Origin of the sequence: Mycobacterium parmense, from assembly GCF_010730575.1 — a bacterium.
GTDB lineage: Bacteria > Actinomycetota > Actinomycetes > Mycobacteriales > Mycobacteriaceae > Mycobacterium > Mycobacterium parmense.
In genome coordinates this window covers 5,397,905-5,417,836 of record NZ_AP022614.1, presented here as the reverse complement: position 1 = coordinate 5,417,836, position 19,932 = coordinate 5,397,905, and the positions used below count along the sequence as shown (strand labels likewise).

Here is a 19,932-nt window from a genome sequence, read left to right as displayed (position 1 = left end):
CGGTCCGGCCGTCAAATGCCGGCGAAATCGATGACGCCGCGAATGTTGCGGCCCTCGCGCAGATCCTCGAACGCCTCGTTGATCTGGTCGAGCCGGTAGTGGCGGGTGACCAACTCGTCGAGTTTCAACGCGCCCGCCTGATACAGCGACAACAGCATCGGCACGCTGTTACGCGGATTCATCCCACCGTAGAGCGCTCCCTTGAGTTGTTTGGCCGACAGCACCATCTCCTGAACGACCAGCGGGACCAACGCTTCGGTGTATGGGGTGATGCCGGTGACCACGCACGTCCCGCCCTTGCGAAGCAGCCTCATTCCCAACGGAATCAAGTCCACGTGCAAAACGCCGGGGGTCAGGACGACACGGTCGGCCATCACGCCGGCGGTGATGTCCCCCACAAGGGGCACCGCCTCCACGGCAGAAGCGGCGGTATGCGTCGCGCCGAAGATCTTGGCCGAATCCCGCTTGGACTCGACGGGATCCACTGCGACAACATATTTGGCGCCGGCCGCACGCGCGCCTTGCAGGGCGTTCATCCCGACGCCGCCGGTGCCGATGACCACTACGGTGTCGCCGGGTTCGGTGCCGGCCGACACCGTCGCGGAGCCCCAGCCGGTGCTGACGCCGCACGATACGAGCGAGGCGGCGTGGAATGGGACTGCGTCATCGATCTTGATGACCGACCTTTCCGTCAGCACCGCATACTCGGCGAAGGTGCCGAGTTGTCCGTAAGCCATCAGGTTTTCGTCGCCGAGGTGCCTTCGGCACGTTCCGTCGGTGGGCATCTCCCGGGAGAACAGGCTCGCGCCGGCGTCGCAGATGTAGCTCTGGCCGTTCACGCAAAACCGGCAATTGCCGCATGCTGGAATGAACGACATGGCCACATGGTCGCCCGGCTGCACCGTCGTCACGCCCGGCCCGACTTCCTCGACCACGCCGGCACCCTCGTGACCGCCGAGCATCGGGAACCAGTCCGGCTCGGGAATGCCTGTCGCGGCCCGCACCTCGGGGGTCGGCAGCACGTCGCCTGTAGTCAGGTGGTCGTCGGAGTGGCAGATGCCGGCGACGGCCATCCGCACCAGTACTTCGCCGTTGCGGGGCGGATCAAGGGCAACCTCACGGATCTCCCAGTCCATGCCAACCCCGCGGATCACAGCGGCACGACATTTCATTGCGACCTCCTTGACGCTGCGACGAGGCCCCTTCGGCGCAAGACACCGCCCGGGACAACTCCTTGGCTCATGCTAGAGCGTCACCGGTCCGCTGTGGGCCGACGCAACCCCGCAACGACCACTAGCGCAACTGCATGCCGACGAAGTAGGCGCCCAGCAGGCTCGCCCCGACGAGCAGGACCCAGGCATCGGTCAGTCGGCACAGCAGCACCGGGGCATTTCGTACCTCCATGAACTCGCGGAAGATGATGCGCACCTTGACCAGTGCGATCACGATGACGCTCGAGGTGATCACCGCGCCGGATCGCATCGACCCGTTGGCGGTGTGGTCGATCCACAGGTAGCCGAGCGTCAACGACGCGAGGACCACCCAAACGAGCATGAGGCGCTTGTTGAACTTCATCCCTCACCTGACCACGTACAACAGCGCGAAGATGAGCACCCACAGGAAATCGACGGTGTGCCAGTAGGTGGCGCACGTTTCGACGATCTCCTGCGACCGCCGTCGTGGACTCAGAAGTTGATAGGCCACGACGCCGAGGGCGACCAACCCGATCAGCAGATGGACGAAGTGGATTCCGGTGAGGAACAAGTAGTAGGTGAAGAAGTCGTCGCTGTCCAGGCCGTTGCCCGTGCGGACCAACCGCGCCCACTCGAAGACCTTGACGAACAGAAACACCGCGGCGAACGCGGCAGTGAGGGCAACGTCCCTGACCGCCGCCCGGTCGGCGCCCACGCGGGCCGACTGGACACAGCGCGCCACCGACCAGGAGCTCAGCAGCAGGACGAGGGTGTTGAAGACGCCGACACGCAGGTCCAGGTGCGCCTGGGCGTGCAGGTAGAGCTCGGGGCTTCGGGCGCGGTAGAACAGGTAGAAGGCGAAATACCCGGTGAAGACCAAGGTCTCGAACAACACGAAGGCCCACATGTCGGGCTGGCCGGGAACGAACCGGGCGCGTTCGCTCTTCTCGGCTACCTCGATCATCGCGCAGCCGCCTTCTTGCGTTCGCCGGCCGCCAGCGGCCCGGTGCCGAGGTCGTCGCGCCGGATCATCTGGAAGAGCATGACGATGAAAGTGACCTGGTAGACCCCGAATACGACCATGTCCAGCCACCAGGCGATCTGCCCGTTCCATGCCAGGACGCCGCGCCTGAAGATCCAGCACGGCGCCACGACCACCTCGGTGAGCGCGTTGCAAAGGTTGAGGTAGCCGAACCACTTGGGAAACACCCGATTCTTGTCGAGCAGTATCGCGACCATCCAGATCAGCGAGCCGATCAGGAAGACCCCCATGGTTCCGTCGAACGACAAGAAGGCGAAGTCGTAGAGCCAGCCGATCGCTTCCGGGTCGCGGCCCGGTCGCAGCGTGCCGACGATCAACGCGATGTTGAGCAGCATCATGCCGGGAATCGCACTGAGCGAGTAGATGATCAGATAGGAGTAGCCGAACGCGGGACTGACCGACATCCGCCGCATCGAATACGCGATGAGCGCATTGTTCACCGCGATCATTCCACTGATGGCGAAGATGACGCCGAAGCCCAGGGGGATCCCCAGGTGGCGTTCGGAGAACCAGTGCACCTGCGTGGCGAGGTCCCAGGTGGGCTGGGGCGGGGGCTGGACCTGCGCCACGATGAAGAACACGGGGAAGAAGACGTTGTAGAAGACCAGGAGAATCGCCCACGCCAGCCACAATTCGCGCTTGGGGCCGCGCAGCAGGTGCCAGCCGATCCGGGAGAACAGCGGGCCCGACGGCGGCGTGGTCTCCGACACCGACGATGTCGTCAGCGTGCTCACTGCATGACCAGTTCTTCGCCGCGCCCGGGTAGCTCGGCGCGCTCACGATAGATGGCTCGCCCCAGGACGACTCCCATGACGACGAGCCAGACCGCGATCGCAACGTTCTTCACCCAGAACGAGAGGAAACCGTCCCACGCCAGCGGACCGGTCAACGTCACCCCGACGAAGGCCGCGGGCACCAGCGCGGCCGCTGTCAGCAGGTTGAAGTGGGCGGCCCAACGGGGGAAGACCGGACGCGGCTGATCGTCGAAATAGATTGCTACGGCCAGTATCACGCTCTGTCCGATCAGGAAGGGAACGAGAATGGTGAACGTGATCCAGGCGAAGTCGTTGAACATCTGGGTGAGTTCGGGATTGCGTTCGGGGCGGAAGGCCGCCAGGAGCCAGCAGATGTTGGCGACGAGGAAGAGGGCGGGACCGCCGGCCATGCAGCCGAGCATGGCGTAGGAGAAGATCGGGGTCCGGTGCGCCATCCTGCGGATCTGCAGCACGATCAGGGCCAGGATGGGGATCAGGCACACGCCGAACCAGTTGAAGATGATCATGCTGTACCGGATCTCGGGCAGATGCGCGGGATCGCGGTAGAACGCGGCGACCTGTTCGGCGGTCAGCGTCGGCGACATCGGCGGATTGAATCCCGGAAACAGCACGAAGCCGGCGACCCAGAGGCCCATCGTAACGGGCAATGTCCACAGCAGAATGACTTCTCCGTCGGTGCGCCGGGGCGCGAGACGCGCGGGTCGGCCGGCGCCTGAATCGTTTCCGCCGCCGTTGGACATCGGGTCCCCTTCCCCGCCTGAGACAACCGCCGAAACCCGGCTAGAGAGCGAAGCTAGCCGATCGGCTAGCTTCGGTCAATAGGCGTCGTCTAGTCTCATTACGTGACAACAGCACGGCAGCCGGCTGCCGGTGGGCAATCGTGGGTGATCAAACACAGCGCCGCCAGGACGCGGGTGCTCGACGCCGCGCTCGACCTGTTCGCCTCTCACGGGGTCAGCGGCACCTCGCTGCAGATGATCGCCGATGCCGTCGGTGTAACCAAAGCCGCTGTCTACCATCAATTTCGGACCAAGGAGCAGATCGTCATCGCGGTCACCGAGCGTGAGCTCGGCCGGCTGGAGCCCGCGCTGGAGGAAGCCGAGGCGCATGGCGACGGAGTGCGGGCCCGCGATGCGCTGTTGGTGCGCGTCGTCGAGATGGCGGTTCAAGACCGCCGTCTGGTGCGTACGCTGCAGTTCGATCCCGTCGTGGTCCGATTGCTGGCCGAGCACAAGCCATTTCAGCTTTTCATGGACCGTCTCTACCGGGTGCTGTTGAGAGATGCCGGCCTGGACGGGCGGATCGAGGCGGCCATGTTCTCCGGTGCGCTGAGCACCGCGGTCATGCATCCGCTGGTTGCCGACATCGACGACGCGACATTGCTCGAACGGGTGATTGATCTGAGCCGGCGGCTGCTCGGCCTGCCTAGGACAGGCCGGACAGGCCGGCACTGAATCGCGTTGCGTCTACGTGTCGGCGCGGATCCAGCTCATCATGCCGTCGTGGGCGTAACAGATGAGGAACAGACCGTCGGGCGCCTGCGCGACGTAGTTCTGATAGTTCTGGCACGGTGCGCCTTCGTCCTTGACCCCCGCCATGGGAGGTGACCGGAACCATCGCGGCTGGTATCGCCGCGGCGAGCCGCAGAACATCAACCGGCCGGGCTGCCCGGCGGGGGGAACGACGCTGTCGTCGACGCCGAAGGCGTAATAAGTGGTGTTGTCACACGGCGCGCCCAGAACCTGGTGCGGCATGATGCCCGGGGTGCAGGCGGGGTAGTCGCAAACGCTCGGCCCAGCCACGGCTGGCGGCGCCGCCAGCACACCGGCGCCGAGCAACGCGGCAGCCATTGCCACGATGAATCGCACCCGATCACTTTGCCACATCTGGAAGGAAAATTCTCCTGGTTGGAGAGGAGCAACCGAACCGGGCAGCGGTCGGCGCGCCGCCACCCCCAAGCCCGTCCACCCACATGCCGGCGGCCGGGCGTTTCCGCACGTGAGAGCCGCGAACGCAGCGGCCCGAAGAGGCCGTCGCGCCGGGCCGAAGTGATAAGCTCCTTCTCCGTGCACGATCCGCAGGGGGTTGGCCCCGGCGCCATGGCGCCCGTCTCGGAAGCGGACGCAGAAGACGAAGTTGCCAAGGCCGAAGCGCGCGCTGCGGCGGCCCGCACACGCCTGGCAAGCCTTCGCGGGGCGGCCCGGGCCGGCGACGCGGAGGGTTCCGCCTATCCCGCCACTCGCCAGGACGTCGGGCAGCAGCCGGGGAAGTCGCCCCGGACACCCCTGCGGTTGCCGCGGCGTCCCAGCCGGCCGCGCTGGCTCCGCCGCCCGGGCCGGCCGGGTTGGGCGCACCGCCCCGGGCGCAAGACGGTAGCCGTCGGCATCGGCACCGTCCTCGCGTGCGCTTCGCTCGCAGCGAGCGGTTACATGGTGTGGCAACACCGCATCACGGTTCACAGACAACAGCTCGCGGCGGAGTTCACCGCCGTTGCCCGGCAGCGGATCACGACGTTGATGTCCATTGACGCCAACCATGCCAGGGACGACTACCAGCACATCATCGACGACTCCACAGGCGACTTCAAGAGCCAGATGGCGGCGATGTCAGCGATGATGGCCAAACAGACGGAGGAATCGAAGGTCAGCAGTAAAGGCATCGTCGAAGCTGTCGCCGTCGAGTCCATGAGTGACGATTCGGCGGTCTTGCTCGTCGCGGCGAGATCCGAGGTGACCAACGCGGACAACACACATCGGCCCCCTGTCGTATGGCGGATCAGCGTCGACCTCCAGAGGGACGGCGGTCAGCTCAAAATGTCGAATGTCGATTTCTTGAGATGACCGCCGAGCACGGCTCGTCCCCCCACGGCACGGAGCCCACGTCGTCCGACGCGGCGGAGTCGTCGCCCGCTTCGCCGGAATCGGCTCGCCCCAACGGGCCGGCCTCGGTCAAGCGCCTGATCCGACGGTGTTCGGCGAGCTGGCAATTGGTGATCGCGGCGACGATGGTCGCGTGCGCGGTGGGCGTGCCCGCCGCCTTGTTCTTCGCTGTGTATCGGCCCGATCAGCAGGTCGGCGATGCGGCGGCGCAACGGGCAGTCCAGGTGGCGTCAGACGGCGCCGTGGCGGTGCTGTCGTACGCTCCGGACAACCTGAACCGTGACTTCGCCAAGGCGGAGTCCTATCTCACCGGCAACTTCCTCGCCTACTACATCAAGTTCACCGAACAGATCGCCGCGCTGGCCCAGCAGAAGCGCGTCACGCAGTCCGCCAAGGTAATTCGGGCCGCCATTTCAGAGCTGCACGCGGATTCAGCTGCCGTACTCGTGTTCATCGACCAGACCGCCACCAGCAAGGACAAGCCGCAACCGCAGACAACGGCCACCGGAGCGATGGTGACGTTGACGAAGGTCAAGAATTCCTGGCTGATCTCGAAGTTGGATCCGCTGTCGTAACTCTGCCTGACTTTTTTATTCGGTACCCGCTCGCTGGGCGCGAGTGTTATTCTCATCGCGCGAGAACGCCGCAACCGATGCCGAAAAGCTGCCCCGGGCAACTGTCGGATTAATCGCGTCGAGGAGCACCTGATGCGTTCAGTTCGAACACTCACCACCGCAACGCTGCTCGCTGCCACCGTGTTCGGCGGTTTGAGCACCGCATCCGCGGCCCGGGCCACAACCAAGGAAGAAGTGGCCGTCAACGGGACGTTCCGCGCCACCTCGATCGGCGATTGGGCCCAGCGCAACGATCAATACTTCGGCGAGCCGACGGTCGTCCAGACGTGGACGATCAGCTCGACGTGCGACACATTTTTCGAATGCCACGGCACGGTGACCAGCGACCAAGGCTGGAGCGCCCCCCTGTATCTGAATGACGGCGAAATGTGGAAGCTACGACGCGACGTGCCGAACTGGGAGCGGTGCCAGGACGGTACCGCATTCGACGGGCAACAGACCTATTTTTTCTATCCCGTCAACGAATACGGCGGATATCAGGTCGGGTCGTCGACCTACGCCGGAAAAGACAAGACGGTCGGACCGTCCGGAGCCTGCGGGCAGAATCAGTGGCTTGATATCGCAATGCCGCTGCGCCTGGACAAGCTGAGCTGACGGCGCGTTCGCGTCTTACTGCGCCGCTTCACTTTCGGCCGGCGTGCTACGGGCGGCCTCAGGTGGGAAACATGTCCTGCCACGTCTTAGGCGCTTTCGGGGCAACGAGGTCCGATTGCTGGTAGAGCCGTCCGTCCGGACCCACATAACGACCCGTGTGCGGGTCGTAGCGGGCGATTGTGACGGTCGGCCCCCGCTTACCACCCGGGGCACCGAACGCGCTCGGCGCGGCCTGCGGGCCTCCCTGGCCGGCCGGGTCGGGTGCCGCGGGATCGGCAGGAGCGGGCGGGGCGGGCGGCGCGGCCGGTGGCGGGGCTTGCTCCGGTGATGCGACGTCGAGCGGCGCTATGGGCGGAAGGTCCGCCGACATCGGCGACATCGGCGCCAGCGGAGGCGGTCCCGACGACGGCACCGGCGGAACCGCGGCCCCGACGGTGTCCGGTGGCGGGTTTTGTCCCCGTGGCCCTGCCGGTGTGCCGCGCGGCACCGCCCCCGGCGGCAGCGGCGTTCCCTCCAGTGGGCCGAAAATCCTGTCGTTCACGGTGACCCGGTCATCGGGCGGGACGCCCTGGGAGAGCAGGTTGGGGTCCAGTGGGTAGGGACCGAGGACGTGCTGTTTCATGGCCAGGGGCATGTAGGGCTTGTCGCTGTTGCAGATCTCGACGGTGGGCGCCCGCTTGCCGGGGTGACCCATGCAGGGATAGTTGCGGGCACCGCGAACCCCGATCGGTGAATCCTGCGGAAGCTTGCAGTACAACCCGTCCGGTGTGTCGATGTCGGTGAGATCGTCCGGGGATCGCCAGGTGTTGGGTGGCATGAAGCCGACCGTGCAGATCGGCGGATCGTCGATGGTCAGCGCAAAGTCGCCCTGGGCCGTTCCCTCGGGATGGTTCGGCGCCGCGGCGGCCTGCTCGATCGCAACCGCCGACGGCAGCAACACCAGCAGCTGCTCCAGCGACGGGTGGTACGTGATCCCGATCTGACCGATGGTGGTCAGGTTGGCAAGCAACACGGGCAGCGTCGGTTTGATCTGCTCGAGGAGCCGGGACGCCTCGTTCGCTGCCTCCGGGCCGTTCTGCAGGATGGTGCGGAAGTGGGAATCGTTGTCCACCAGCACATCCGAGATGCCTGCGAAGCTATGTGCCCACGTCCTGATCGAATCGGTGGTGCGCGCTTGGGTGTCCAGGAGCGGCCCGGTGTCTTCGGTGAGGGCTCGGGTGCGATCGACGACGCCGTTGGCATCGCGGGACAACGTCTGTGAGGAATCGATCAGCGACCCCAGGTCATAACCGGAACCGTTGAAGCCCTGGAAGGACTCGTCGAGCAACTGGCCGAGTTTTGTCTTCGGGATGCTTTGGACCAAAGCGTTGACCTGGTCGAGCATCGGCCCGACCGGCTGCGGAATCGTCGTGTCGCGCGCGGAGATCACCGACCCGTCATGCAGGTAGGGCGGCGAATCCGTTTTGGGCCGCAAGTCGACGTACTGCTCGCCCACCGCGGAGACGCTGAGCACCGCCGCCGTCAGGTCCGCGGGCACCTTCGGTGAACTGCTCAGCGACAGCGTCGCTTTCGCACCGTCCGGCGTCAAACTCACCGACGTGACCTTGCCGAGCTGAACCCCCCGGTACGTCACGTTGGAAAACCGGTACAGGCCGCCGGTGGCCGGCAGCTCCAGCGTCACCGTCATGCGACCGATGCCCAGCAGGGTCGGCACCTGGATGTAGTAGAGAACCATCGCGATCACGCCAATGGTCCCGACGACCGCGAAGATCGCCAGCTGGATCCGAACGAAGCGGGTCAGCATCTATCCCCCCGCTCCCGTCGCAGGCGCCTCGGCGGGCGGCGCTTGACCAAGACCCGCGTCCAGCGGCGGCGTCGCGGCGGGCGCGGGCCCGGGCAGTGGACCCGCTGCGGGCGGCGGCCCGGGCCGCGGGCCGGTATTCGGCGCCGGGCCGGGCAGCGGAGGGAGGCTCGCCGGGTCGACCCACGGCGGCCGCAGTGGGTCATGCATCGGATCGTGGGTGTACTGCAGGTAATACGGGTCCCCTGGCGCCGGCACCAACGGCTGGTCCAGCTGCCCCCAGTGGGTCCCCAGCATCAGTCCTCGCTTCAGCCGTGGAATCGACAGGTCCAAATCGACGTGCAGGTTGAAGTAGTCGCCCCGGATCGCCCGGTCGACGAAGTTCTGGGTGAACGGGAACACGAACGCGGCCGCGACCGCCGTGCCCAGTTCGGGTCCGACGTCGGCAAGCGCCCGGATGGTCGGCTCGAGGTTCTTGAGGTTCTTGACCAGGTCGGCCTGGGAGTCGTTGACCAGCCGGGTGGCGGTGTTGCTGAACACTCGAAGTTTGTCCAGCGCGGCGGTCAGCCGCGGGCGCTCCTTGACGAGCACGTCGAGCGCCGGCGGTATCTTCTGCAGCGCCTGGGTGAGGACGTCGCGCTGGTCGGCGAACGTGCCGGCAAGCCGGTTCAGCGCCTGTATGGAGTCGACGAGATTGTCCCGCTGATCGTCCAGCGTGCCGACGAAAGTGTCGAGGCGGGTGATCAGGTCGCGTACCGCGCCCTCACGCCCGGACAAGGCGGCGGAGAAATTGTGGATGATCTCCCCGATCTGGCCCAGGCCACCGCCATTGAGGACCGCCCCCAGCGACGAGAGCGTCTGTTCTGTGGACGGGTAGGCCGATGATCGACTCAGCGGGATGGTGGCGCCCGGCTGCAGCCGTCCGCTCCCCTGCTGGCCGAGCGGCGTGTTGAGCTCCACATGCATCGACCCCAGCAGGCTGGTCTGACCGACGGTGGCCACCACGTTGGCCGGGACGACGACGTCGTGCTTCACCGAGATCTCGACGTCGGCGTGCCAGCCTTTCACCCTCATCGCGCCGACGCTGCCGACCACGACATCGTCGATCATCACTGGCGAATTCGACTCCATGGTGCCGACATTGGGGAGCTCCACGTGGTAGATGTTGGCCCCCGGTCCGCGTCCCACCGCGCCGGGCAACGGTAGCGAGTTCAGACCGTGGAATGCGCATCCCGTCGCCGTCAGCACCACGCAACAGCCGACGACGAACATCCGGCGGGCCGCTGTCCCGGCGGTCATTGCTGTGGGCCTTCGGCCGGCAGCAACATGTCTGACACGTTCGCCGCGGGAGGCGGCGGTGGCGGCATCGGCGTGGACGGCGGGGGCGGCAGCGGCATCGCCGCACCGGGGATCCGCGCCGGCGGCACCGCCCCGGGTGGACCGACCGGGTCACCCGGCAATCCGGTGTAGGCCGACACCGCGGGCGGGATCTCGGGCGGTCCGGGTTTCGGGCCCTCGCCGCCGGGCGCGAGGCGCGGTTCGCTGTACAGAATGTTCTTCGGGTCGACCGATTTCTGCAGGAAGATGTTGATCGGGATCGGCAGGTTGTTGAAGTTGAGCACCCGCAACCCGGGGCCGAGGAACATCGAGCACAGCTTGCCCGATTCGACGGCGGTCACGTTTTCGATGGCGCCGAGTGCCGTGCAGCCGGGCACGGGCACCGGAACCAGCAGACCAGAGAACGTGGGGTTGGCGAAGTTCATGATGCCGAAGCCTCCCACGATGGTTCCGGTGTCGGCGTTGTAGTCGTTGAAGAAGTTGCCGAGCGCGTTCGGCGCTGCGTGCAGGATGTTCTCCAGGTCCATGTGCTGGTCGGCCAGGACCTGCGTGACATCGGCCAAACGGGCGATCTGCTCGCTGGTCTGATTACGCGTCCCCGCGATGAATCGCTGCACCTCGCCGACCGCCGTGGACAGATCGCTCAGCGCCGCGTCGAGATCCGATTTGCTGTCGTTCACCACGCTGGCGAGTGTGGCCAGGCGGTCGTTGAACTGCACGATCTGGACATTGCTGTCACGCAGGGCGCCGACGAATGTCTGCAGGTTTTTGATGATGTCGACGATGTTGCCGCTGCCGTTGGCCAGGATGCGGCCCACCCCTGACAGTTCACCGAGGGTCTGCCGCAGCTTGTCGCCGTTGCCCTCGAGCGCGTTGGCGGCGCTGTCGATGAACCGGCCCACCGACGTGCCCGAGACCCCGCTTTTGGGTCCCAAATCCGTTGCGAGCCGCATCAACTGGGTCTTGACCTCATCCCACTCGACCGGCACTGCGGTGCGTTCGACCGGTATGACCCCGCCGTCGCGCATGACCGGCCCGCTGTCTCGATAAGCCGGTGTCAGCTGGACGTATCGGGAGGCCACCAAGTTCGGGGCGACGATCACCGCCTTCGCGTCCGCCGGAATCGGCACGCCGTGGTCGACCTCGAGGGTCATCTTGGCCTGCGTGCCCTCCGGCTGAATCGATTTGATGGTGCCGACTTTGACGCCCGCCACCCGCACCTCGTCATGGGGATAGATCGCGGTGGCGGTGGTGAAAAAGGCGGTGATCGTGCGTGGGCCATAGAACGTATTGCGGACCAGCACGGCGGCTCCCGCGAGGACAAGCCCGACCAGGACGACCGCGGCCACGGCCGTCAGCCTCGTGCGGGGCATCCGGGAGGTCACTGCGATCCTCCGACCCTGCCGCCCAGCGTGCAGCCGGGGCATACCGGAATGCCGTTGTACGGCCAGGGCGTGAGCGACCGGGGCACCGGCGACGGGTAACCGGGGCCTTTAGAAGTGTCGAAGGTGCGGAATCCCCACAGATAGTCGATGATCGGCTGGAAGAGTTGGGGCGCAAGGAAGTTCGGGACAAACGCCTGGTAAGCGTACATGCTGGAGATGCCCTCGCCCACCGTGATCTGGAACTTCTTGAGGCCCGGCAGCGCCTTGCTGATGTTGTCTCGGTTCTTCTGCAACACCGCGGTCACCGAATTCAGCCGCTCCAGGGTCGGTGCCAATTTGCTTTCGTTGTCGTGCACCAATTGGGTCAGCTGTTTGGCCACCGCCGACGTGTTGGCCAGCAGATCCACGATCTCCTGCCGGCGCGCTACCAGCACTTGGAGCAGCGAGTCGGAGTTGAGGATGAGTTTGTTCACCTGCTGGCTGCGTTCGGAAAGAATCCCCGTGACGTCCCCGGCGCTCTTGAACAGCTCGCCGAGGTTCTTGTTGCGGCTGTTGAGGGTGCGCGACAACCGGGTGAGCGCGTCGAAGGCCGGTCCCATTTGAGGCGCGACCTGGTCGAGAGTCTCCGACAACGTGTCCAACGACTGGTTGAGAGCCGTGGTGTTGGTTCCGGCTGTGTCCGTGGTCAAATCGCTGACCGCCTCCGTCAGTGAATACGGCGAAGACGTACGCGTGACGGGAATCAGGGCCATCGGATGCATCGTGCCGCTGCCGGAGGACTCCAGCGTCAGCATCCGCTCGCCGAGCAGCGAACCGGTGCGGATGTGCGCCGAAGTCTCCGATCCCAGCAGTACGTTGCCCTTCATCGCGAACGTCACCAGGGCATCGCCGTGACTCAGCTTCACGTCCGACACCGTGCCGACCTTGACGCCCGAGACGACGACGGGGTTGCCCGTCGCCAGGCCGCCGGCTTCGGTGAACAGCGCCTGATACCTGACCATCGTCGCCCATGTGACGAACCGGTCGGGCGACAGGCCCACGAGGATGATCATCACCGCCAGAACGACGCCGATGAGTCCGGCCTTGACGAGCCCAGCTCCGCGATACTTGAGCATCAGGGTTCCGTGCACCTTCCAGCGTCCGACCTGAATATGGGGGCTTTCACCGTCCTGCCCTGGAGATCCGTGCCGCGGAGCTCCAACTGGCAGAGGTAGTAGGGAATGGTGGCGCCGTTCGCCCCCAGCCGGACCAGTCTGCGGTAGTTCCTCGGCGCCTTCCCGAGTGCCGCGTCGAGGCGGTCCTTGTCGTTATCCAGATATGGCGCCAGTCGGTTCAACTGATCGATGGTGCCGGTCAACGGCGGCCGCGCGTTGCCCAGCAGGTCCGCCAGTGAGGCGGTTCCCTTGTCCAGGGCGTCGATGGCCGACCCGATGGTGCTGCGGTCGTCCGACAGCCCACTGACGAGCTGCTCGAGCCGATCGATCGCGCCGGAGAACTTGGTGCCGTCCTTGGAGATCGTTCCGATCACGATATTGAGGTTGTCGATCAGTTGCTGCACGGTCTGGTCGTTGTCGGCCAAGGCGTTCGAAAACGACGTCGTCTTGGCGAACAGCGACTCGAGGGTCCCGCCCTGCCCCTGGAAGACCTGCAGCAGGCCCGAGGTCAAGGCGTTGACATCTTGTGCATTCAGGCCCTGCGTCACGGGTTTGAGTCCGCCGAGCAGCAGGTCAAGGTCGAGCGCCGGTGCTGTGCGGCTGAGAGGAATCTGACCGCCGGCCGGCAGATGCCTGGTCGAGCCCGGACCTTCGACAAGTTCGAGGTAGCGATCGCCCACCAGGTTCAGGTAGCGCACGGCCGCCCTGGTTCCCTCGGTGAGCACGACGCTGCGGTCGGCGTCGAAGTCCACCACAACCTTCTTGTCCGGTTGCAGCGACACGTTGTTGACCGTGCCGACCCGGATCCCGGCGACCCGCACCGACTGCCCCGGCTTGAGACGCGACACGTCGGAGAACACCGCCGAATACCCCGTCGTCGCACCGGTCCGGTACTGGCCGAAGATGAAGAAGAGGAAGGCGGTCAGCATCGACATCACGACCGCGAAGATCGCGAACTTGACCAGCGTGGCCCGCGTTCTCATCCGGGTTGTCCGACCTGGGCGGAGTTGCGCGGCGGGCCGGCGATCGGTCCGTACAACAGTTGCTTGAGCAGATCGGAGTTGATCAGCACCTGTGGGTTTCCGTACCCCACCGGGTTGGCGCCGATATCGGTGATGAACTGCGGCGGATGCGAGTTGAACGGCAGGTTCGGCAGGCCCATGCACTGGGGACCGCCCGTGGCGGCAACCTTTGGCAGGTTCGTCGGATACCGATAACGTTCACCGCCCCAGGTGAGGCTCGCCGAGATGTTGATGCTCGGTTCCGACAGGGGCGGACCGTGGGAAATGTTGATCAACCCGCCGAAGCCGCAGGTGAACACCTCGTGGTACTCGTTGGTCAGGTCGGTGGTCGGTACCAGGAGATGCAGCACGTTCGTCAGCGGACCGCGGTTGGTCGACAACACGTCGTTGCCGATGTCGGCCAGGCCGATCGCGCTGATCAGCAAGGCGTCCAGGTTGTGCTGCTCATCGACGAGCGTCTTGCTGATCCGGGTCGCGTTGGCGGCCGTCTTCACCAGGTCGGGTGCCGCGTCGGCATAGGCGTTGGACACCGCGGGCAAGACCGCAAGGTCATGCCGGAAGGCGGGAAGGCTGGGCTCCAGCCTGGCCAGAAACGAATCCAGGTCGCTCAGCGACTGACCGAGCTGCGGGCCCCGCCCACTGAACGCTTGCGCAAGCGCACCCAGCGACTCGTTGAGCTTCGGCGGGTCGATGTGGGACAGAACCGACACCAATTGCTGGAATACCGTGTTGATTTCGACCATGACGTGTTGGCCCTGCAGCGTTTGGCCGCTGTGCAGCCGCTGGGCCGAGGGGTGGGCAGGCTCCACCAACAGAACGGACTTGGCGCCGAACACCGTCGACGACGCGATGTCGACGAGTACGTTGCCGGGGATGAAGCGCAACTGCGACGGATCCATCGCCAGATGAATGGCCGCTTGGCCGTTGGGCAGTGAATCGACCGAGGCGACCTTGCCCACCTGCACGCCACGCAGCTTGACCTTGGCGTCCGGGTTCATCACCAGGCCCGCGCGCTGCGAAATCACGGTCACCGGAACGGATTCTGTGAAGGAACCCTGAAACAATCCCACGGCCACGGCGAAAATCAAGCAAATCACGACGACGGTGGCCAGTCCGAGCAGGGGCGGCAGGTAGTTACGCCCGGCCGGCGGACGTGCGTGGCCGGTGCGCGCGGGTCGGCCGGCGACCGCCCCGCGACCCGCGGGCACACTCTGCGTCACTGCCGTTCCACCTCCTGAAGCTAGCCGGACAGGTTGAAGTTGCCGTTCGTACCGTAGACAGACAGCGAGACCAACAGCGTTACCGAGACGACGACGATGAGCGAGGTCCGCACGGCGTTGCCGGTCGCGTTGCCGACACCCGCCGGCCCCCCCGAAGCGAAATAGCCGTAGTAGGTGTGGATCAGCAGAATCGTGAGCGCCATCAGAATCGCCTGCAGAAACGACCACAGCAGGTCGATCGGGTTCAGGAACGTGTTGAAGTAGTGCTGGTAGAGCCCTTGCGACTGTCCGAGCAAAAACGTCGTGGTGAACTGGCTGGCCAGGAACGACAAGATCACGGCGATGCTGTACAACGGCGTGATGGCCATCATCCCCGCGAGGATTCTCGTGCTCACCAGGTAGGAAACGGGCCGAATGGCCATGCTCTCCAACGCGTCGACTTCTTCGTTGATCCGCATGGCGCCCAGCTGGGCAGTGACCCCGGCGCCGAAGGTCGCCGCCAGACCGATCCCGGCAACCACCGGTGCCGCGATGCGCACATTGATGAACGCGGCCAGAAAGCCCGTCAGCGCCTCGATGCCGATATTGCCCAGCGAGGTGTACCCCTGAATGGCCAGCGTGCCGCCCGCCGCCAGCGTCAGGAAGCCGACGATCACCACGGTTCCGCCGATCATCGCCAAAGTGCCCGCGCCCATGCTGATCTCGGCAATCAGTCGAATGACCTCGCGCCGGTAATGGGTGGCCGCGAAGGGCACTCCGGCAAGCGCTTTACCGTAGAACAGGGTGTGGTCGCCGATCCGGCCGAGCGCGGTGACGGGCCTCTCGAACTGGCGAGTCAATCGTGGATATACGGCCCTCAGTGCCATCGGCAGCCCCTACTTCGCCGTCATCTTGATGCCGATCGCCGTGACGACCACATTGACGACGAACAGGGACATGAAGGCGTAGACGACGGTTTCGTTCACCGCGTTGCCGACGGCCTTGGCGCCCCCGCCGGTGATCGACAGACCCCGGTAGCAGGCGACCAATCCGGCGATGAGGCCGAAAAGCGCTGCCTTGATGCACGAAATGACCACCTCGGGCACGCCGGTGAGCAAGGTGATACCCGCGGCGAAGGCGCCGGGATTGACGTCCTGCACGAACACCGAGAAGACGTAGCCGCCCAGGACTCCGATGATGACGACGAGGCTGTTGAGCAAGAAGGCGACCAATCCGGAAGCCAGCATGCGGGGAGTGACCAAGCGTTGCACCGGGTTGATGCCCAGCACCTCCATCGCGTCGATTTCCTCGCGAATCGTTCGCGATCCCAGGTCCGCACACATTGCCGTCGCACCGGCACCCGCGACGATCAACACGGTGACCAGCGGCCCGAGCTGGGTGACGGCGCCGAACGCAGCACCCGCACCGGACAGATCCGCCGCGCCCAGTTCGCGCAACAGGATGTTGAGCGTGAAACTGACCAGGACGGTGAACGGTATCGCGACCAACAGAGTGGGAGCCAGCGACACCCGGGCGACGAACCAGGACTGCTCCAGGAACTCCCGCCACTGGAACGGCCGGCGGAAGGCGAACTTGACGGCGTCAGCCGACATCGCGAACAGGGCTCCGACCGCCTGCATGGGACCCGAGATGTCCCATTTCAACTTCAGCTGCGGCAATCCAGCTGACCAGTGGTCTGCGCCCTTAGTCGCCATAGGTGTCAGCTCCTTTCCGCGCTACGAGACCGACAGTCTTGTTGTCGCACAACCGTTGAGGTAAATTCTGCTTGGCAGACGTTCCCGAGTGGGCGCAGGTGGCCACGAAAAGCCCAGTAGCTTGCCATGATTCGGCTCGCATCGCCGACGTGGCAGCGCTTCGGATCCTCACGCCGGTGCCTCCGTTCGATTGCGTGAGTCGACGCCTCGAACGAAGTGCCCCTCGTCCTGAAGCGTCCGGTGATTATGACTCATGCCGAGTCCGGGTGGGAGAAAAAAGGCAGAACCGTTATCGGACAACCTGTAACCGCGGCGCGCGGGCAGGCAGCGTCACTTCCGGTGGTGGGCTGACACATTACGAGGGCTCCACTTCTAGGTGACGGCCCCGGCCGTCTTGAGCTCGATGATGCGGTCCCAGTCGAGTCCGATCTCCATCAGGATCTCGTCGGTCTGTTCGGCGAACCCGGGTGCCGGCTTGGTCTGGGGTGGCGCGACGTCGAACTGAACGGGGTTGGCGACGAGTTCGAGTTCACCCGCCCGCACCATGTACTCGTTCGCCCGGATCTGGGCGTCCTCGGCCGCCTGCAGGGTGTCCTGCACGGGCGCCCACGGCCCCGCCAGCGTGGCAAATCGTTCGCTCCACTCGGCCAGCGTGCGGGTTGCGATGGCCTTGGTCAAGATCTCCACGGCATCCGGTGTGTTGGCGGCGATCTTCTCGACCGTGGCGAAACGCGGGTCGTCGGCAAGTTCCGGCAGGTCGACATGTCGGCAAACGTCGGCCCAGAACTTTGTCGGCTGCATCATCACGAAGGAGATGTAGCGCCCGTCGGATGTGCTGTACAGGCCCACAAGCGGGTTGTTGGGCGCGCCGTGCACGCCGGGGGGCGGTGCTTCCAGCCGTTGGCCGAGGTGCTTGGTCAACGCGACCGTGTGCCCCATCGACCACAGTCCGCTGCCCAGCAGCGACACGTCGACGATCGACGGTTCGCCGGTGCGCTCCCGCGCCAGCAGGGCCGCCGCGATACCACCGGCGAGGTTGGTGCCGGAGATGGTGTCGCCGTAGGCGGGTCCGGGTGGTGCGATCATGCCCGGCATGCCCGCAGGGGTGATGGTGGCCGCGGTTCCGGCCCGGCACCAGAAGGCGGTCATGTCGTATCCGCCTTTGACCGACTCTTCGCCGCGCGGGCCCAGCGCGCTCCCGCGCGCGTAGATGATCTTCGGGTTCACCGCACGAATGTCGTCGACGTCGATGCCGAACTTCTTCCGCGCACCGGGCAGGAAGCTGGTGAGGAACACATCGGACCGGCGGGCCAGCTCGCAGAGCACCTCCCTGCCTTCCGCCACCGACATGTCGAGCCCGATGCTGCGCTTGCCGCGGTTGGCATGCTCGATGTTGGGGTTGGGGTCGCCCTCGACGCGCAGCATGCCGGTCTGCCGGAGCCCGCGCTGCGGGTCACCGGTCACCGCGTGCTCGACCTTGAGCACGTCGGCGCCCCACTCGGCAAGCACCGCACCCGCCGACGGGACGAACCCGTACATCGCGACTTCAAGGACTCGGATGCCCTCCAGCGGCCTCATGCGACGCCTCCCTTGGCCGGCGCCGCCGGCACGGCGTACGTCTTGCGCTCCAGAAACTCCTCGAGCCCGGCCACACCCATCTCCCGGCCCACGCCGGACTGCTTGAAACCACCGAACGGGCTGTCGGCGCCAAAGTAGTTGCCGCCGTTGATCGAGAACGACCCGGCGCGAATCCGGCGCGCCACCGCCAGCGCCCGGTCCTGGTCGCGGCTGAACACCGCGCCGGCCAGCCCGTAGATCGAGTTGTTCGCGATGCGCACCGCGTCGTCATCGTCGTCGAATGCGATGACGACCAGCACCGGTCCGAAAACCTCCTGCTGGGCGATCTCGCTGTCGGGGTCGACGCCGGTCAGCAGCGTCGGCGCATAGAAGTAGCCGGGATCCAAACGCTTGCCCCCGGTGACGAGGGTGGCCCCCGCAGCGACGGCCCGCTGCACCATGCCGTCGACCTTGTCCCGCTGTCGCTCGTTGATCAGCGGTCCCATATAGGTGTGCGGATCGGAGGGGTCGCCGTGGCGGACCTTGGCGAAGTTCTGCGCGATCAGCTCGACGATCTCGTCGTGGTGCGACCTGGGCACCAGCAGCCGGGAGGTGAGCGCACAGCCTTGCCCTGCGTGGGTGACCATGCTGAACGCCGCGAAGAGGCTGGCGTTGGCGAAGTCGGCGTCGTCGAGCATGATCACTGCGGACTTGCCGCCCAACTCCAGGAAGACGCGCTTGACGGTGTCGCTCGCCGCGGCCATGATTCGGCGCCCCACCGGGGTCGACCCGGTGAAGGTCACCACGTCGACGTCGCGGCTGGTCGTCAGCGCTTCTCCGACAGCGGGATCCGACGAACTGAGCACGTTCACCACACCCGCGGGAATGTCGGTGTGGTTGGCGATCAGCTCGCCTAAGGCCAGCGTGACCAGCGGCGTGTCCGGAGCGCCCTTGAGCACCACGGTGCAACCGGCGGACAGGGCGGGCGCGAGCTTGGCGAGGGCGAGCTGGTTCGGGTAGTTGTAGGCGATGATCGCCGCGACCACTCCCGCGGCCTCTTTCTCCACCCAGCGGTGATGCCGCATTCCGCGCGATTCCCGCTCACCGAGGTCTTCGGAGAACTGGTAGCTACCGAGCAGGTCGGCGTAGAAGCGCACGATCCCAATCGGTTCGTCGAGCTGTGCACCTTGGGTCAGCGCGCGGGTGGCACCCACCTCGGCGATGGTCAGTTCGCGCAACTCCTCGGCGTGCTCGATCAGCGCCTCGTGCAATTGGTCGAGACAGCGGATCCGCAGTTCGACGTTGGTGGGCCAACCTGTCGTGTCGAAGGCGCGCCGGGCCGCCGAGACCGCCGCCTCTGCTTCCCCGACGCCGGCGTCCGGTGCGTGACCGATCACGGCACCGGTGGCGGGATTGATCGACGGGAAGGTCTTGTCGCCGGCGAGGAGCCGGCCGCCGATCAGCAGCCGTCGATCGACCAGTGGCTCGGACGCGGCATCTGCGATGGTTTCTGCCGTGTCCTGCACTGGCATTCGTTCCCCCTGGTCTGGCGGGTGTGGTCGCCGTCACGATAATTTCATTCTCTTACCGGGCGAATCTTACATTCGGGTCTCGAGAATTCAAGAAACCTGAGAAACGAGAC

20 protein-coding genes are annotated in these 19,932 nt (G+C 65.6%); 4 read left to right on the top strand and 16 right to left on the bottom strand.

What is annotated here, in order from left to right:
* Nucleotides 1-11: 11 nt before the first annotated feature.
* From G6N48_RS25150 to G6N48_RS25130, 5 genes are all read right to left on the bottom strand, one after another.
* Nucleotides 12-1,172, bottom strand: a complete 1,161-nt coding sequence (locus G6N48_RS25150; RefSeq protein WP_264050747.1) for an NDMA-dependent alcohol dehydrogenase — start codon at nucleotides 1,170-1,172, stop codon at nucleotides 12-14.
* 121 nt (nucleotides 1,173-1,293) lie between these two features.
* Complete coding sequence (locus G6N48_RS25145) at nucleotides 1,294-1,575, bottom strand: cytochrome C oxidase subunit IV family protein (RefSeq protein ID WP_085270231.1); 282 nt, start codon at nucleotides 1,573-1,575, stop codon at nucleotides 1,294-1,296.
* Between the two features lie 3 nt (nucleotides 1,576-1,578).
* A complete protein-coding gene (locus tag G6N48_RS25140) occupies nucleotides 1,579-2,157 on the bottom strand; it encodes a cytochrome c oxidase subunit 3 family protein (protein WP_085270230.1) in 579 nt (192 codons plus the stop codon).
* Nucleotides 2,154-2,960 (bottom strand): hypothetical protein, encoded by an 807-nt coding sequence (locus G6N48_RS25135; protein ID WP_276080924.1) that lies wholly within the window; start codon nucleotides 2,958-2,960, stop codon nucleotides 2,154-2,156. Before G6N48_RS25135 ends, G6N48_RS25140 begins: the two co-directional genes overlap by 4 nt.
* Before the next feature lie 5 nt (nucleotides 2,961-2,965).
* Entirely contained in the window at nucleotides 2,966-3,751 is a 786-nt protein-coding gene (locus G6N48_RS25130; protein ID WP_085270228.1) for a hypothetical protein, read from the bottom strand.
* Nucleotides 3,752-3,853: 102 nt separating this feature from the next.
* Here G6N48_RS25130 and G6N48_RS25125 point away from each other — a divergent pair, with 102 nt between their 5' ends.
* Nucleotides 3,854-4,465 carry a TetR/AcrR family transcriptional regulator gene (locus tag G6N48_RS25125; protein ID WP_085270227.1) on the top strand — a complete coding sequence of 204 codons (612 nt, stop codon included), beginning with the start codon at nucleotides 3,854-3,856 and terminating at the stop codon, nucleotides 4,463-4,465.
* A gap of 12 nt (nucleotides 4,466-4,477) precedes the next feature.
* Here the strand turns inward: G6N48_RS25125 and G6N48_RS25120 are convergent, their stop codons facing one another.
* Nucleotides 4,478-4,897: a hypothetical protein gene (locus G6N48_RS25120; RefSeq protein WP_179969909.1), complete on the bottom strand. Its 420-nt coding sequence runs from the start codon at nucleotides 4,895-4,897 to the stop codon at nucleotides 4,478-4,480.
* 180 nt (nucleotides 4,898-5,077) lie between these two features.
* Here G6N48_RS25120 and G6N48_RS25115 point away from each other — a divergent pair, with 180 nt between their 5' ends.
* The 3 genes from G6N48_RS25115 to G6N48_RS25105 all read left to right on the top strand — a co-directional run bounded on the left by G6N48_RS25115 (nucleotide 5,078) and on the right by G6N48_RS25105 (nucleotide 7,119).
* Complete coding sequence (locus tag G6N48_RS25115; RefSeq protein ID WP_372511336.1) at nucleotides 5,078-5,851, top strand: hypothetical protein; 774 nt, start codon at nucleotides 5,078-5,080, stop codon at nucleotides 5,849-5,851.
* Nucleotides 5,848-6,465, top strand: a complete 618-nt coding sequence (locus G6N48_RS25110) for a hypothetical protein (protein WP_085270226.1) — start codon at nucleotides 5,848-5,850, stop codon at nucleotides 6,463-6,465. The genes G6N48_RS25115 and G6N48_RS25110 overlap by 4 nt, the downstream gene beginning before the upstream one ends.
* A gap of 132 nt (nucleotides 6,466-6,597) precedes the next feature.
* Nucleotides 6,598-7,119 carry an Rv2253/PknI dimerization domain-containing protein gene (locus G6N48_RS25105; protein ID WP_085270225.1) on the top strand — a complete coding sequence of 174 codons (522 nt, stop codon included), beginning with the start codon at nucleotides 6,598-6,600 and terminating at the stop codon, nucleotides 7,117-7,119.
* A 58-nt stretch (nucleotides 7,120-7,177) separates the two neighbouring features.
* Here the strand turns inward: G6N48_RS25105 and G6N48_RS25100 are convergent, their stop codons facing one another.
* The 10 genes from G6N48_RS25100 to G6N48_RS25055 all read right to left on the bottom strand — a co-directional run bounded on the left by G6N48_RS25100 (nucleotide 7,178) and on the right by G6N48_RS25055 (nucleotide 19,822).
* Nucleotides 7,178-8,923 (bottom strand): MCE family protein, encoded by a 1,746-nt coding sequence (locus tag G6N48_RS25100; protein WP_085270224.1) that lies wholly within the window; start codon nucleotides 8,921-8,923, stop codon nucleotides 7,178-7,180.
* A complete protein-coding gene (locus G6N48_RS25095; RefSeq protein ID WP_085270223.1) occupies nucleotides 8,924-10,219 on the bottom strand; it encodes an MCE family protein in 1,296 nt (431 codons plus the stop codon). It lies immediately after the preceding gene.
* A complete protein-coding gene (locus G6N48_RS25090) occupies nucleotides 10,216-11,631 on the bottom strand; it encodes an MCE family protein (protein ID WP_179969908.1) in 1,416 nt (471 codons plus the stop codon). The genes G6N48_RS25095 and G6N48_RS25090 overlap by 4 nt, the downstream gene beginning before the upstream one ends.
* A gap of 8 nt (nucleotides 11,632-11,639) precedes the next feature.
* On the bottom strand, nucleotides 11,640-12,758 hold the full coding sequence (locus tag G6N48_RS25085; protein ID WP_085270287.1) for an MCE family protein: 1,119 nt from the start codon (nucleotides 12,756-12,758) through the stop codon (nucleotides 11,640-11,642).
* Nucleotides 12,758-13,780 (bottom strand): MCE family protein, encoded by a 1,023-nt coding sequence (locus G6N48_RS25080; protein WP_085270221.1) that lies wholly within the window; start codon nucleotides 13,778-13,780, stop codon nucleotides 12,758-12,760. The genes G6N48_RS25085 and G6N48_RS25080 overlap by 1 nt, the downstream gene beginning before the upstream one ends.
* Nucleotides 13,777-15,039: an MCE family protein gene (locus G6N48_RS25075; protein WP_085270220.1), complete on the bottom strand. Its 1,263-nt coding sequence runs from the start codon at nucleotides 15,037-15,039 to the stop codon at nucleotides 13,777-13,779. The genes G6N48_RS25080 and G6N48_RS25075 overlap by 4 nt, the downstream gene beginning before the upstream one ends.
* Before the next feature lie 20 nt (nucleotides 15,040-15,059).
* Complete coding sequence (locus G6N48_RS25070) at nucleotides 15,060-15,905, bottom strand: ABC transporter permease (RefSeq protein WP_085270219.1); 846 nt, start codon at nucleotides 15,903-15,905, stop codon at nucleotides 15,060-15,062.
* Between the two features lie 9 nt (nucleotides 15,906-15,914).
* Nucleotides 15,915-16,733: an MlaE family ABC transporter permease gene (locus G6N48_RS25065; RefSeq protein ID WP_085270218.1), complete on the bottom strand. Its 819-nt coding sequence runs from the start codon at nucleotides 16,731-16,733 to the stop codon at nucleotides 15,915-15,917.
* Between the two features lie 372 nt (nucleotides 16,734-17,105).
* Nucleotides 17,106-18,311, bottom strand: coding sequence for a CaiB/BaiF CoA transferase family protein (locus tag G6N48_RS25060; RefSeq protein WP_085270217.1), 1,206 nt, complete (start codon nucleotides 18,309-18,311; stop codon nucleotides 17,106-17,108).
* Entirely contained in the window at nucleotides 18,308-19,822 is a 1,515-nt protein-coding gene (locus G6N48_RS25055; RefSeq protein ID WP_085270216.1) for an aldehyde dehydrogenase family protein, read from the bottom strand. The genes G6N48_RS25060 and G6N48_RS25055 overlap by 4 nt, the downstream gene beginning before the upstream one ends.
* Nucleotides 19,823-19,932: the final 110 nt, after the last annotated feature.

Coding starts and splice junctions, on each gene's coding strand:
- G6N48_RS25150 (WP_264050747.1), bottom strand. CDS start 1,172: ATGAAATGTCGTGCCGCTGTGATCCGCGGGGTTGGCATGGACTGGGAG.
- G6N48_RS25145 (WP_085270231.1), bottom strand. CDS start 1,575: ATGAAGTTCAACAAGCGCCTCATGCTCGTTTGGGTGGTCCTCGCGTCG.
- G6N48_RS25140 (WP_085270230.1), bottom strand. CDS start 2,157: ATGATCGAGGTAGCCGAGAAGAGCGAACGCGCCCGGTTCGTTCCCGGC.
- G6N48_RS25130 (WP_085270228.1), bottom strand. CDS start 3,751: ATGTCCAACGGCGGCGGAAACGATTCAGGCGCCGGCCGACCCGCGCGT.
- G6N48_RS25120 (WP_179969909.1), bottom strand. CDS start 4,897: ATGTGGCAAAGTGATCGGGTGCGATTCATCGTGGCAATGGCTGCCGCG.
- G6N48_RS25110 (WP_085270226.1), top strand. CDS start 5,848: ATGACCGCCGAGCACGGCTCGTCCCCCCACGGCACGGAGCCCACGTCG.
- G6N48_RS25105 (WP_085270225.1), top strand. CDS start 6,598: ATGCGTTCAGTTCGAACACTCACCACCGCAACGCTGCTCGCTGCCACC.
- G6N48_RS25100 (WP_085270224.1), bottom strand. CDS start 8,923: ATGCTGACCCGCTTCGTTCGGATCCAGCTGGCGATCTTCGCGGTCGTC.
- G6N48_RS25095 (WP_085270223.1), bottom strand. CDS start 10,219: ATGACCGCCGGGACAGCGGCCCGCCGGATGTTCGTCGTCGGCTGTTGC.
- G6N48_RS25090 (WP_179969908.1), bottom strand. CDS start 11,631: ATGCCCCGCACGAGGCTGACGGCCGTGGCCGCGGTCGTCCTGGTCGGG.
- G6N48_RS25085 (WP_085270287.1), bottom strand. CDS start 12,758: ATGCTCAAGTATCGCGGAGCTGGGCTCGTCAAGGCCGGACTCATCGGC.
- G6N48_RS25080 (WP_085270221.1), bottom strand. CDS start 13,780: ATGAGAACGCGGGCCACGCTGGTCAAGTTCGCGATCTTCGCGGTCGTG.
- G6N48_RS25070 (WP_085270219.1), bottom strand. CDS start 15,905: ATGGCACTGAGGGCCGTATATCCACGATTGACTCGCCAGTTCGAGAGG.
- G6N48_RS25065 (WP_085270218.1), bottom strand. CDS start 16,733: ATGGCGACTAAGGGCGCAGACCACTGGTCAGCTGGATTGCCGCAGCTG.
- G6N48_RS25060 (WP_085270217.1), bottom strand. CDS start 18,311: ATGAGGCCGCTGGAGGGCATCCGAGTCCTTGAAGTCGCGATGTACGGG.
- G6N48_RS25055 (WP_085270216.1), bottom strand. CDS start 19,822: ATGCCAGTGCAGGACACGGCAGAAACCATCGCAGATGCCGCGTCCGAG.